5 protein-coding genes are annotated in these 14,040 nt (G+C 75.3%); all 5 read right to left on the bottom strand.

All coding sequences use genetic code 11. The annotated features are described in order from the left end of the window. Positions 1–146 precede the first annotated feature (146 nt). On the bottom strand, positions 147–1,325 hold the full coding sequence (locus ACFYW1_RS25885; protein ID WP_388997773.1) for a glycosyltransferase: 1,179 nt from the start codon (positions 1,323–1,325) through the stop codon (positions 147–149). Further along, positions 1,322–2,131 (bottom strand): alpha/beta fold hydrolase, encoded by an 810-nt coding sequence (locus tag ACFYW1_RS25880; RefSeq protein WP_388997770.1) that lies wholly within the window; start codon positions 2,129–2,131, stop codon positions 1,322–1,324. Before ACFYW1_RS25880 ends, ACFYW1_RS25885 begins: the two co-directional genes overlap by 4 nt. A gap of 147 nt (positions 2,132–2,278) precedes the next feature. Beyond that, on the bottom strand, positions 2,279–2,614 hold the full coding sequence (locus ACFYW1_RS25875; RefSeq protein WP_388997767.1) for an acyl carrier protein: 336 nt from the start codon (positions 2,612–2,614) through the stop codon (positions 2,279–2,281). Beyond that, the gene (locus tag ACFYW1_RS25870) at positions 2,604–7,148 is read right to left on the bottom strand and encodes a beta-ketoacyl synthase N-terminal-like domain-containing protein (protein ID WP_388997764.1); all 4,545 of its coding nucleotides are present in this window, start codon (positions 7,146–7,148) and stop codon (positions 2,604–2,606) included. Before ACFYW1_RS25870 ends, ACFYW1_RS25875 begins: the two co-directional genes overlap by 11 nt. After that, positions 7,145–14,008, bottom strand: coding sequence for an SDR family NAD(P)-dependent oxidoreductase (locus ACFYW1_RS25865; RefSeq protein ID WP_388997761.1), 6,864 nt, complete (start codon positions 14,006–14,008; stop codon positions 7,145–7,147). The genes ACFYW1_RS25870 and ACFYW1_RS25865 overlap by 4 nt, the downstream gene beginning before the upstream one ends. Positions 14,009–14,040: the final 32 nt, after the last annotated feature.

Genomic DNA, 14,040 nt, shown 5'->3' with positions numbered 1-14,040 from the left:
TCGGCCCGGTGGTGCTCCGTGCGGTCCGTGCGTGCTCGGGGCGGTTCGTGCGTGCTTCTCGGGGCGCGGGACGCGTCCGGTACGGCCCGCCGCCCCGCGGGCGTACGCACCGGACGGCGCTTCCGGGCCGGTCCGGCCGAAAGGTCCTAGCCGCGTACGGGTGTGCCGGCCGCGACGCGTTCCACGAGGTCGGCCGCGGCCCGCCGGCCGCCGGCCGCCCGCAGGGAGCGGCCGATGGCACGGGCCGCGGTGCGGTGCCCCCCGGTGTCGTCCAGCACGGTCTCCAGCGCCGTCCGCAGCCGGGCCGCGTCGACCCGTCCGAAGCGGACCCGGACCCCGGCGCCCGCCGCGACGACCTGCTCGGTGACGATCGGCTGGTCGTCCCGGATCGGCGCCAGGACCAGCGGAAGCCCGTGCCACAGCGATTCGCAGACGGTGTTGTGTCCGCCGTGCGACACCACCGCGGACGCCCGTGCCAGCAGGTCGAGCTGTGGCACGTACTCCCGTACGAGGATGCCGTCCGGGACGTCCTCCAACAGGCCCCCGGGGTCGACGACCACGCCCTGGACCCGGTCGCGGAGCGAGTCCAGGGCGGCGACCGCCTCCCTCAGGAAACGGCCCCCGGCGTCGGTGTTGGCGGTGCCCAGCGAGACCAGCACCAGTTCGCGGTCCCCGTCCAGCGCCTCCCAGGGGAAGTCGCCGTCGCCGGGGCGCGGCGCGATGACCGGGCCGACCAGCCGGACCCGGTCGTGCGGCAGCGGCGCGTCACCGAGCAGCTCGCGCCCGGTGAAGGCCACCACCCCGTACGGGGAGAACCGCGGGTCGCCCTCGGCGCCGGGGTCCCCGATGCGGTGGCGCAGCCCGTCCATCAGCTCCCGCAGCCACGCACCGATCTTCGGGAACGCGGCGAGCGGGTCGACGAGTTCGGCCGAGGTGCTGGCCGAGGTGACGTGCACGACGCCCCGCCGCTCCGCGGTCAGCGAGCCGGCCAGCGTGTGCTGGTCGGTGAGGACGAGATCGGGCCGGAAGTCCTCGACGGCGGCGTCGACACCGGGCGCCATGGCGTCGGCGAGGGGGACGAAGAAGTTCTCCCACAGGAAGCGGAACGCGGCCGGGCCGGTCAGTTTCGGGGGCCGGACCATGTGCTCGTCGCGCGGCATCGGACAGTCGTAGATCCGCGCGCCCCCGCCCACGAGCCGTTCGAGCTGTCCGGCGTTCCCGCACCAGGCGACGTCGTGCCCGCGCCCGGCCAGCTCGTCGGCCACCCCGACCAGCGGGTTGGTGTGACCGACCAGCGGCGGTACGACCAGCAGGAAACGCGTCACCGCAACGCTCCCGCGGGGGTGTGCTCGGCGATCCACTCCAGGATGAGATCGCGGGTGACGGCGGGCTGCTCGACCAGGACCGAGTGGCCCTGCTCCGGCAGGATCACCGTGCGGCAGCCGGCCACCCGCTTCTCCAGGTCCGGTGCCTGGGCACCGAGCCCCGACTCGTCGCCGAAGACGGCGAGCAGCGGGCAGGTCAGCGCGGACAGGTCGTCGTCGATGGTCCGGCTCAGCGGCACGTCCTCGGCGAGCGTCGTCGTCCTCAGGATCCGGCCGGCGTTGCGGGACAACCGGGCGGTGTGCGCGCCGTGGTTGGCGGCGATCCAGCTGATGGACTCCTCCAGCACCAGGTGCGTCTTGGCGTCCGCGAGCCCCGCCGCCATGTGCTCGTTCCACAGGGCGACCGGCGGCTCGGACTCGATCATGGTGATGGTGGCCACCCGGTCCGGGTACCAGGCGGCGAAGCCGGCGGCGATCGTCCCGCCGAAGGAGTTGCCGACCAGGTGCACCCGGCCGGGGATCTCCAGGCCGTCCAGCAGTGCCGCCAGGTCGTCGACGAACGCCTCCAGCCGGTAGCCGGTGCGCGGCCGGTCGCTGCGCCCGTGGCCGCGCAGGTCGTACATGACGACGTCGTGCCCGGCGGCGGCGAAGGCGGGGCCGAGCGTGAAGTAGTAACTGGCCAGGCTGTCGGTGAGCAGCCCGTGGACGAAGACGACGACCTGGGGCTCACCGCCGTGGGCGGGCACGGTCGCGGCCGGTAACCGCTGCACGTGTGTGGTGATCTCGCCGGTACGGATCTTGGACATGGGGGGTCGGACCCTTTCGTGGGTGGTGGCGGGCGCCGGGGGGTGGGCCTGCCACGGGGACGGTCGAGCGGGGGGTTCGGCGGGGCGCTCGCACGGAGGGGAGGCGCCCCGACTCACGGAGCACCCCGGCTCACGGAGCGGACCGGTTCACGGAGCGGCCCGCAGCGATTCCGTCACGTAGTCGACGAGCTGTCCCACCGTCAGGGCGATGATCTCGTCGAGCTCCAGATCGGCGACGAACAGGGCCACGTTGACCTTCTCGCCGTAGTGCTCGCGCAGCGAACCGGCGAGCGTGACCAGGTCGATGCTCTCCAGTTCGAGGTCGCCGTGGAACGTGGTCCCCCGGTCGATCCCGACGTCGTCCAGCCCCTCCTCGGCCAACAGGTCGCGGAGCATGCCCGCGATGTCGGCGAAGGTCCTCTCCCACAGTTCGTCCCCCGGAAGGGTGGCCGTGGTGGGCCGCCCGATTGCTTCAGTGCTCATTCTGGACTCCTGTCGTCCTGTCGTCCGCCGTCCAGGCGACGACGTATCGCCGCCCGTCCGGCTCCCGTGCACCGCCGGTCAATTCGGTGCTCTTCACCTCGTAGGTCACGCCCCCGGTCACGACCTCCAGCCGTTCGGGGGTCGCGGACACCACCCGGAAGTCGGCGGGGCGGCCCCGCAGCCCGGTCCCGAGCCGTTTGGAGACCGCTTCCTTGGCCGTCCAGAACCGGGTGAACCAGACCGCCCCGCCCTCCCCGTCCGTCGCCACCAGCCCGTCGAGAAGGGCCAGTTCCGCCGGGTCGCAGGAGGCCGTCACGGTGCCCCGCGGGCGGTCGACGACCTCCTCGACGTCGATCCCGCAGGGTCCCCGGCGGGCGACGGCCACACCGATGTCCCGGCAGTGCGCGAGCGACACGACCAGCCCCTCGCCCAGCTCGCACCCGTGCACCCCGCGGACCAGCGGCCGGCCGGACGCGTCGTTGTGCACGGCCAGCTCCGCCGGGTAGATGTCGCCGCGGCCCTCCTGCCACAACAGGGTGCGCACCGCGTCCTTGGCGGCGATCCGGCCGAGCAGCCAGCGGCGGCGGACCATGGGCTTCAGCCCCTCGTACACCTCGCGTTCCGCGCCGCCCAGCACGTTGCGCATCACCAGCTCGCGGGTGGCCAGGTCGGGCCAGCGCTCGTGGACCGACAGCCAGCCGCCGGGGCGCGGCTCGGAGAGGGTGTTGCGGCCGGGGAAGCGGTCGACCGCGCGCATCGTCGCGTCGTTGTCGAAGCGCCGGTCCTGCCACCCGGTGAACTCCGCCCACACCCGGCCCTCGTGACTGAGCTGCATGTCGGCGGTCAGCGTCGACGCGTTCACATCGGTGATGCGGATGGCGCAGACCAGCCGGGTGCCGGGGGCGGGATGGGGGCCGAAGAAGCGGATCCGCTCCATGGCCACGGGGAAGACCGTGGTGCGCTCGTCGAGCTTCGACATGATCCAGTAGCCGAGCAGCTGCCCCACGTTGTCCAGCAGCGCGCCGGGCGCCTCGGGGGTGGTCAGCACCCCTCGTACGTAGTGGTCGGCCTCGGCCGTCAGTTCGCTCACCCCCTGGAAGCGGGGGCCGTGGAACATCCACCGGTCCGTGTACAGCTGCTCCGCGCGCAGCTCGGGCCGCCGCTCCGCGGCCGGGTCGGTGGGCCACACCGCCGGGGCGGCGGCGTACCGCGGAGCCAGCTCGACGACCGCCCGGGAGTAGCCGGTCAGGGCGACCTCCACCCGGTCCGGGGTCACGTCCCGCACTTCCACCGGCACCCGCACCGAGGGGATCGCGGCGATCCACTTCAGCAGTCGCACGTCGTGGACGGCGACCGCGCGCGTCCCGGGGCGGGCCCGTTCGGCGAACTCCATGAGGTGGGTGATGACCGTGGTGGCGGGCACCACGGGCCAGCGGTCCCCCTCGTCGGGCCAGCCGGGACGCTGCCGGAAGAAGCAGTGGTCCAGCAGATAGGGCATCTCGGCCACGTCCACCCGCAGCATCCGTTCCGACCCGTCCGGACGCGCCGGGGGAGCAGGGCGCGCCGGGACACCGGCGGACGGCGGGGGGCCCGCCGGACGCCGGACCGGCACCCCGCGCCCCGGCCGGGGCGCGGGGGCGCGGCGGGCGAGCGCGCGGGCACCGATGAGCTCCCTGGCCACCGACGCCGTGTCGTCGAGCAGCGCGGACAGTTCGGCGCTCAGCGGATCACCCGCCGTACCGGGAACCGGCGCGCCGACACCGGCACCGGCCCCGGAGGTCCGGGCGAGCAGGCCGTGCTCCCGCGCGGGCAGCGACACCAGCGCCCCGCCGAGGTCCAGCCGGACCCCCGGACGGCCGGTGCGCGCGGTGCGCGCCGCCCCCGGGGCACCGGCCCCGGCCGGGCCGGGAGCGAGCAACGGGGTGACGTCGGGGGCGGCGCCCTCCGTCCACAGCGCGGTCACCACCCGGCGCAACTGCGCCAGGCTGTCGTGCGACGAGGAGTGCGCGGAGACGACCAGCCGGTCCTGCCCGGCCAGGGTGTCGTCGATGAGCGAGCCGAGCTGGCCCGCGCCGAGCTGCACGAAGGCCCGGAACCCGGCCTCGTGCAGCGCGAGTACCGTCTGCCGGAAGCGGACGGGCTCCAGCAGGTGGCGCACGAACAGCTCGCGCACCGCGTCCGCCCCGGCCGGGAAGGGCGCGGCGGTCGTCGCGGACCAGACCGGGGTGGTCTGCGGGTGCAGCGAGTAGCGTTCGGCGGCCGCGCGGATCGGCCCCAGGTACGGCGCGAGCAGCGGGGTGTGGAAACCGGAACGGAAGGGCAGCACCTGGCAGATGACGCCCCGGGAGCGGAAGCGGTGCACGAGCTCGGCCACCGCCTCCTCGGGGCCGCAGATCATCGACTGCTGCGGCGCGTTGTCGTGCGAGAGCACCACGTCCTCGCGGTCCCCGAGCTCCTCCAGCACCCGCTGCGCGGACGTGCCCAGCACCCCGAAGGCGACGCCCGGCACGCGCAGCGCGTCCGGGTCGAAGGCGGAGAGGAACGCGTCGACCTCGTCGGCCGCGTGGATGCCGCCGCAGGCCATCGCCGTCCACTCGCCCACGCTGTGCCCCGCGACGGCGTCCGGGACCACGCCCACCCGGCGCAGCGCGGTGTCCAGCAACCGGCCCAACTGGAAGACGGCGGTGCCGTGCCGGCCCACGTCACCGACGCGCGCGTCGGAGCCCGGGGTCCAGGGCAGCCCGAAACGAGAGGCCAGCTCCTCGACGCGCGGGGTGAACTCGGCCTCCAGGCCGGGAAAGACGAACACGGTCCGGCCACCGGCCGCCCCCAGTACCGGACGCGGTGTGAACCACACGTCGGTACGGCCCCGCCAGGGCACGCCCTTGGCCACGGCCCGGCGGGCCAGCTTCAGCCTGCGCCCGGTCGGGTCGACGATGCCCAGTCGCACCGGCCCGCCGCCCGGGACCCGCTCGTCCCGGCCCGCGGCCAGGACCGAGGAGTCGTCGGCGGTCAGCAGCCCGGCCAGTTCGTCGACCGTGTCGGCGGCCAGCCGCAGCACCCGCTCCGGCTCGCTCACCGTCACCCGGCCCGCCGCCCGGGGCGCGGCCGCAGCCGGCTGTTCCAGCACCACATGGGCGTTGATGCCGCCGAAGCCGAACGCGTTCACCCCCGCCCGGCGCGGCGCACCGCCCGCCGGGTCCTGCCAGGGACGGGCCTTCGCCAACGGGGCGAACCGGGTGTCCGCGAGCGCCGGATGCGGCTCCTCGCAGTGCAGCGTCGGAGGCAGCACCCCGTGGTGCACCGCCAGCGCCGCCTTGATCAGACCGGCGATCCCGGCGGCGGGCATCGTGTGTCCGATCATCGATTTCACCGAGCCGATGACCGCCCGATCGCCCTCCGCGGAAGGGCCGAACACCTCGGCGAGCGTGGTGAGTTCGGCCTTGTCCCCGGCCGGGGTCGCGGTGCCGTGCGCCTCCAGCAGACCGATCGAACCGGCGGCCCTCGGGTCGAGCCCGGCGGCCTGCCACGCCTGGCGCACCGCCCGGACCTGACCGCCCGGGTCCGGGGCGAGCAGACTGGCCGAACGGCCGTCGCCCGCCACCCCGGTGCCGGTGACCACGGCGTAGATCCGGTCCCCGTCCCGCTCGGCGTCGGCGAGCCGCTTCAGGACGACCACACCGGTGCCCTCGCCGATCAGCACCCCGTCCGCGCCCCGGTGGAAGGGACGGATCCGTTCGGAGGGGGAGAGCGCCCCGAGCTGGTTGAAGACGCTCCACAACGTGATGTCGTGGCAGTGGTGCACCCCGCCCGCCAGCATCAGGTCGCAGCGCCCGGAGGCCAGTTCGCGCACCGCGTGGTCGACCGCGATCAGCGAGGACGCGCACGCCGCGTCGACCGTGTACGCCGGGCCGCGCAGATCGAGCCGGTTGGCGACCCGGGAGGCCACCAGGTTCGGCACCAGCCCGATCGCGGACTCCGGCTGCTCGGGGCCGAGCTGCTCGGTGAACGCCGCCCGCACCCGCTCCAGCTGGTCGGCGCCGAGCTGCGGGGCCAGCTCGCCCAGCGTCCGGACCAACTGGTGGGCGGTGCGCACCCGTTGGTCCAGGCGGACCAGCCCGGGCGTCAGATAGCCGCCGCGGCCCAGCACGATCCCGGCCCGCTCCCGCGCGGACGGCAGCACATCGGTGCCCCCCGCGTCCTGGAGCGAACGGTGCGCCACCTCCAGCGCGATCAGCTGGTCCGGCTCGGTGCCCGCCACCGACGACGGCATGATCCCGAACCGGGCCACGTCGAACTCGGCCGTCCGGTCCACGAACCCGCCGCGCCGGCAGTAGATCCGGTCGCTGCGACGGTCCCCGTCCGTGGCACCCGGCGCGTAGAAACCGGCGTCCCAGCCGTCGTCCGGCACCCGGGTGACGGCGTCCACCCCGTCGACGATGTTGCGCCAGTAGGCGTCCAGGTCGGTGGCGCCCGGGAAGAAGGCGTCCATGCCGACGATGGCGACCGGTGTGCGGGCGTCCACGCCCGTCACCAGCCCGAGGCGGTGTAGACCGTGGCGTGCGTCTCCGGCAGGCCCCAGGCCAGTTCCCGCAGCAGGCTCAGCGGGCCCTCCTCCGGGTCGATCAGCTTGATCCCGCGGGCCGCGTACGAACGCATCAGCTCGGGGGTCACCATGCCGCCGCCGGTCTCCGCCGCCGCCCAGGGCCCCCAGTGCACGGTGAACCCGCGCCGGCCGGGCCTGGTCCACCGGCGGCCCAGCTCCTCCAGGGCGTCGTTGGCCGCGGCGTAGTCGCACTGGCCGCGGTTGCCCAGGGCCGCCGCGATGCTGCCGAAGAGCACCGCGAAACGGGGCCCGGAGGGCAGCGAGTCCACCGCGTCCAGCACGGCCCTGGCCCCCTGGACCTTGGTGGAGAAGACCCGGTCGAAGGAGACGGCGGTCTTCTCCGCGATCAGCTTGTCCTCGATGACACCGGCCGCGTGGACGACCCCGTCCAGCCGCCCGTACTCCCGGTGCACCTCCTTCACCGTGGTGCTGACGGCCTCGGTGTCCAGCACGTCCACGCAGTGGTACCGGGCCTCGCTGCCCAGCTCCCGCAACTCCCGCAGCGTGTCGCGCACCTCACGGGCCGCCAGCAGGGAGTTCAGCCTGCGCTCGATCTCGGCGGGCTGCGTCAGCCCCGTCGCCAGCAGCGCGCGGCGCAACGCGTCGCGGCCCTGTGCGGACGCAGTCGCCGGGTCCTCGGCCTCCGACGGCACCGGAGTGCGGCCCATGAGGACCAGCCGGCAACGGCTGGTGGCGGCCAGCGTCCGGGCGAACCGGGCGGTGATGCCGCGCGCGCCGCCCACCAGCAGCACCACGGCCTCCCGGTCGAGACCGACGGCCTCCGCCTCCGCCACGCCGTCCCCGGCGGGGCCCGCGCCGGTCTCGGCGAGCGCGCCCAGACCGGTCGGGGTCAGCCGCAGCGCGCGCCGGACCGTTCCGTCGGTGAGCACGACCGGCTCCCGGTCCGTGGCCGCGGCCTCGACGAACAGGGCATCGGCGACGGCCCCGGCGTCGGCACCCTCCTCCACCTCCAGCAGGGTCGCGGCGCACTCGGGGTACTCGCGGGAGACCGTACGGAAGAAGCCGCGCAGACCGCTGGCCGCGCCCACGGCGCGCCGCTCCACCGCGACCAGCCGGGCGGGGGCCGCCGCGAGCAGCTTCTGGAACAGCGGCAGGGCGTCGGGCAGCGGCGGGGTGTCGGCGTCCAGGGTGCCCAGGCAGTACACGGTGCCGGGGACCTCGTCGGGCACGTCGTCACGGACCACCGGTTCGGCGCCCGCGGCCCGCAGCCGGTCCGCCAGTGCCTCGGCCGCCGCACCGCCGCCGAGCAGCAGCACCCGGCTCCCGGCCGGGATCGTGGCGGTCACCCCGGGCAGCGCCTCCTCGGTGAACTCCAGCCGCACCGGGGCGATGATCTCCGGCTCGACGGCCTCGGCCACGACCGGCGCGGAAGCCGGCGCGGAGGCCGCCGTCCCGGCCCCGGGCTCCGGCGCGCCGTCACCGAGCGCCTCGACGAGGAGACCGGTGAGGGCGGCGGCGGTACGGGCGGCGCTGAGGCGGTCGAGCCCGTCGGGGGTGTCGGTGGGCAGCCCGAGCCGGGTGGCCAGTTCGCCCGCTATCTCGGCGCGCTTGATGGAGTCGACGCTGAGGTCGGCCTCCAGGTCGAGCTCGGGCTCGATCATGTCGACCGGGTAGCCGGTGCGGTCCGCGACGACCCCGAGGACGGTGTCGAGCACGCTCTCCCGGTCGGTGGCGGGCGCGGGCGCCGCGGCCCCGGGAGCGGAGGGGGCGGCGGGAGCCGGGAGCGCCGGGGCGAGCTGCGGCGGCTCGTACGCCACGGTCTGCGCGTACACCGGGGCGCTCGGCACCGAAGGCGCCGGGTGACCGGTGTCGGGCCCGCCCAGGTAGCGCAGCAGCACGTCGCGCTGGGCGGCGACCATGTCCCGGCTGCTGCGGAGGAACTCCGCGATCAGGGCGTCGGGGCCGGACAGGGAACCGTTGTTGTGGAGGTGCTCCGACACGACCGACTCCGATATCTGGGTGGGGGGATGGAGGGCGCCCGACGGGATGGTGCCGTCGGCGCGGCGCAGCAGGTGGCCGTCGACCGTCCAGCCCGCGGCCCGCGGCGCGGTGGCGGTGGCGGGATCGACGGTGTCACGGCCCTGGACGAGCCGGGCGAGGCGCACGTCGACGCCGAGGGCCGCGAGCCGGGCCAGGGCGTCGAGCAGCCCGCGCAGGCCGCCCCGGTGGTCGGCGGCCACCGGCACGGTGCGGTGCGGCCGGCCCTTGAGGATGGTGTCCACCAGCCGCGACATCATCCGGCCGGGGCCGACCTCGGCGAAGACCCTGGCCCCCGCCTCGTACATGGCCTCGATCTGTTCGGTGAACCGCACCGGGGCCTCGATCTGCCCCGCCAGCGCCGCACGGATGTCCCCGGGCGCGGTCGGATAGCGCGCGGCGGTGCGGTTCGCCCACACGTCGAAGGCGGGCGGATGCAGCGCGACCCGTGCCAGGTGCCCGGCGAAGGCGTCACCCGCGCCCGACAGCACCGGACTGTGGAAGGCACAGGCCACCTGGAGCTTCTTGGCCGAGCGGCCGGCGTCCCGCAACGCGGCACAGGCCGCTTCCACCGACCCGGTCGGGCCCGAGATGGCGGTCTGCCGCGGCGAGTTGTGGTTGGCCGTGACGACCTCGCCGTGCAGACCGGCCAGCCGCAGCACCTCCTCGATCTGCTCCGCGGAAGCGTTCACGGCCGCCATCGACCCCGGGTCACCGCCGTCGACCGCGCCGAGGATCGCCGTGGCGCGCGCGGCACTCGCCGCCAGCAGGTCCTCCGGCGCGAACACCCCGGCGGCGCCCAGCGCCGCCAGCTCGCCGTAGCTGTGCCCCGCCGCCATCGCGGGCCGCACCCCCAGGCTGCCGAGCAGATCGGCCGCGGCCAGCTCCACGATGCCGAGCGCGGGCTGCGCCACGGCCGTGTCGGTGATCCGGGCCAGCTGCCCGGCCTTCGTGTCCGCGTCGAAGGCGGTGGGCGGGTGGAGCGCCTCGGCCCACTCGGCACCGAGGTGGAGGTAGTGGTGCAGCTCGGGGAAGGCGACGAAGAGGTCCGCCAGCATGCCCGGCCGCTGGCTGCCCTGGCCGGGGAAGAGGAACGCCAGCGCCTCGGCGGGGGCGGCCTCCGCGTCCCCGTACAGGCCCTCCTGCTCCCGCGCCGCGACGAACACGCCGTCGTCGGGGGCGTGTTCACCGCGGACGGCCCGCTCCAGCAGGCCGGGCAGCGCGTCGAGCGAGTCGGCCACCACCGCGTACCGGACGGCCTCCCCGTCCAGCGCGGCCCGGTCGGCGCGGAGCGCGGCGTGCCGGGCGTAGTCCCGCAGCCGCCAGGTCCCGCCCCGCTCCAGCAGGTCGAGCAGGCGCCGTACGGAACGGGCGGCGGCCTCCTCGTCCCTGCCGCGGAACACGAACAGCTCGGCGGGCCAGCCGTCCAGAGTGTGGGGCGCCGGTGCCTGCTCGTGGGCGCGCAGCACCACGTGGAAGTTGGTGCCGCCGAAACCGAAGGCGCTGACCCCGGCGATCCGCCGGGCCGGCTCCACCGGCCACGGGCCGGCCTCGGTGTGGAAGACGAACGGGCTCGACCCCTTCTCCCAGGCCGGGTTGGGCTCCCGCACGTGCAGGGTCGGCGGCTTGATCCCGTGGTGGAGGGCGAGCGCCGTCTTGATCAGACCGGCCATGCCCGCCGCGCACTTGGTGTGCCCGATCTGCGACTTGACCGAACCGACCGCACAACTGCCGGGCAGCGCACCGGACTCGGAGAAGTACTCGGTGAGCGTGGCGAGTTCGGTACGGTCGCCGACGACGGTGCCGGTGCCGTGCGCCTCGATGAGGCCGACCTCGGCGGGGGAGACGCCCGCACCCGCGTACGCCCGCTCCAGCGCCGCGCGCTGGCCCTCGGGGCGGGGCGCGGTCAGCCCCAGCGCCCGGCCGTCGCTCGCGCTGCCCACCCCGTCGATGACGGCGTAGATCCGGTCGCCGTCGCGCTCCGCGTCGGCGAGCCGCTTCAGCGCCACGCAGCCCACGCCCTCGCCGAGCGCGATGCCGTCGGCGGAGCTGTCGAAGGTGGCCGAGCGGCCCGAGGGGGAGAGCGCGTGCACCGAGGAGAACAGCAGGAAGTCGTTGATGCCGTTGTGCAGGTCGGCGCCGCCGCACAGCACCAGGTCGCTGGTGCCGGTGACCAGCTCCTTGCAGGCCGCGTCCACCGCGGTCAGCGAGGAGGCGCAGGCCGCGTCCACCGTGTAGTTGGCGCCGCCCAGGTCGAGCCGGTTGGCGATGCGGCCCGCGATGACGTTGGCCAGCATGCCCGGGAAGGAGTCCTCGGTCAGCCTCGGCAACTGCTCGTCGAGACCGGCCGGGACGCTCCCGGTGTACGCGGGCAGCACCGTGCGCAGCGTCGTCGCGTTGGACAGGTCGCTGCCCGCCTCCGCCCCGAAGATCACCGAGGTGCGCCGGTGGTCGGTGCCCGGCGCGTCGTACCCGGCGTCCACCAACGTCCGGCGGGCCGCCTCCAGCGCCAGCAGCTGCACCGGTTCGATGCTGGCGAGCGAGGCCGGCGGAATGCCGTACACCAGCGGGTCGAAGGGGATCTCGGGCAGGAAGCCGCCCCAGCGGGACGGGGTGCGCTCGCCGTCGCCGTCCGGCGCGTAGTACAGCTCCGGGTCCCAGCGGTCCGCCGGGACCTCCGACACGCAGTCCTCGCCGGACAGGACGTTGGCCCAGAACTCGGTCAGATCGGCCGCCCCCGGGAACATGCCGGCCATGCCGATCACCGCGATCCGCAGCGGCGCGGGTTCCTCGGCGGGTGCCTCGGGGCCGGTGGAGCGCTCCCGCAGCAGACGGTTCGCGCCCTCGGTCACCGAGGAGTGCAGGGCCGCCACGTCGGTCGTGCCGTGCCGCAGCACCACCACCTCGCCGGCCATGAACATGCCCTCGTGCGCCTGGCGGTCCTCGTTCACCGTCAGCAGCTCGTCGCCGACCCGCTCGATGCCCTTGGACGCCAGCCGCAGCCGGCCCACGTTGAACCGCTCCAGCTGCTCCCATGCCTCCCGGTCGGGCACCCCCTGCTCGCGCAGCCCGTCCCTGAGGGCCGCGAAGTCGCGGGTGATCGCGGAGTGCGCGCAGCGGGTGGCGTGTCCGGGGGCCGTCTCCAGCAGGTCGGTGCGGTCCGCGGCGATCACCTGGCGCTGGTACAGCGGCTGGATCGCCCCGGCGGTCACGGCCTCCTCGGTGAACAGGTACGCCGTGCCCATCAGCACGCCGAAGCCCACCCCGGCCCGGGTCAGCGGGGCGGCCAGGGCCGCCGCCATCGCCGCCGACCGCTCGTCGTGGATGCCGCCCGCGAAGAGCACGGTCAGCTCCCCCGCGCCCCGCCCGTTGGACTCGGCCAGGAAGTCGAGCAGCACCTCGGTCTGGGCCTGCCACAGCGGGAAGCTGCCGCGCGGGCCCACATGGCCGCCGCACTCCGAGCCCTCGAAGATGAACCGGCGCGCCCCGGCCGTCAGGAACTGCCGCAGCAGCCCCGGCGACGGCACGTGCAGGAAGGTCGTGATGCCCTCGGCCTCCAGGGCGGCGGCCTGCGCGGGCCTGCCGCCCGCGATGATCGCGTGCGAGGGCCGCAGCTCGCGGACCACTTCCAGCTGGGCGTCCTTCACGGCGTCGTCCGCGAAGCCCAGGATGCCGACGCCCCAGGCGGCGTCCCCGAGCAGGGAGCGGGTCTCCTCCAGCATGGCGCGGGTGCGCTCGGGTCCCGCCAACGCCAGTGCCAGGAACGGAAGTCCGCCCCGTGCCGCCACGGCCGCCGCGAACGCCGGCTGGTCGCTGACCCGGGTCATCGGGCCCTGGGCGACGGGCAGGGCCGTGCCGAGCGTCCGGGCACCGGGCGAGTCCGCGAGCAGCGCGGCGCCGGCGGAGTCGTCGGCCAGCGCCCCGGTCACGGCGTCGCGGACCGCCCGCAGCGCCCGGGACACATGGGCGTACCGTCCGGCGAACGACCCGGCCAGGTAGACGTCCTGCCCGACCGGCAGGAACTGGGTGCGCAGATCGTCCGAGCCGATGCGGGAGGCGAACTCGTCCGGATCGTCGGGGAGTCGGGGAGCCCCGGGGCCCCGGCGGCGCAGCACGCGCCGGCCGTGGTGCACCACGGTCTCCGAACCGTCGAGCCCGCGCAGGGCGTCCGCGATCCCGGCGGGCAGCTCGGCCTCGTCGAACAGCGCCAGCTGCGTGTCGAGCACCACCCCGGCCGCGCCCCCCGCGACGGCCGCCGCCGCGCTGTGCGGCCCGATGCCCCCGCAGGCCCACACGGGGAGCCCCAGCGCCTCGTCGGCCAGGACCTGCTGCAGGAGGATGAACGTGCTCAGTTCACCGACCCGGCCGCCGCCCTCGTGGCCGCGTACCACCAGGCCGTGCGCACCGGCCCGGGCCGCCTCGTGGGCCCCGGCCAGGTCGGTGACCTCCACCAGGACCCGGCGGCCGGGGAAGTCGGCGGGGCGGCGGGCGGAATCGGCCAGCAGGACGGTGCCCGCGCCCTCGGGCAGCGAGTCGGCGGTGTCGCCGTTCGGCAGTACGCAGCCGGGGCGGAGCCGCACGCCGAACGGTGCCCGGGTCCAGCGGTCCGTACGGGCCAGTAACTCCCCGGCCCCGCGCGCGTCCCCCGTGGGCAGCTCCAGCACGCCGAGTGCGCCTGCCCGGACCGCCGCCGCGGTCAGTCGGGGGGAGGGGCGGTGGAGTGGATTCACCGCGATGACCAGGTCCGGCGCCGACGGCACGGAGGGCGCGCCGGATAACGGCATCGACATGAAGTCTCCTGATTCGAGGGGCTGTTGGGCGT

The organism is Streptomyces sp. NPDC002669, from assembly GCF_042889165.1.
GTDB lineage: Bacteria > Actinomycetota > Actinomycetes > Streptomycetales > Streptomycetaceae > Streptomyces.
The sequence above is the reverse complement of the archived record's forward strand: the minus strand, read 5'-3'. Positions and strand labels throughout refer to the sequence as shown.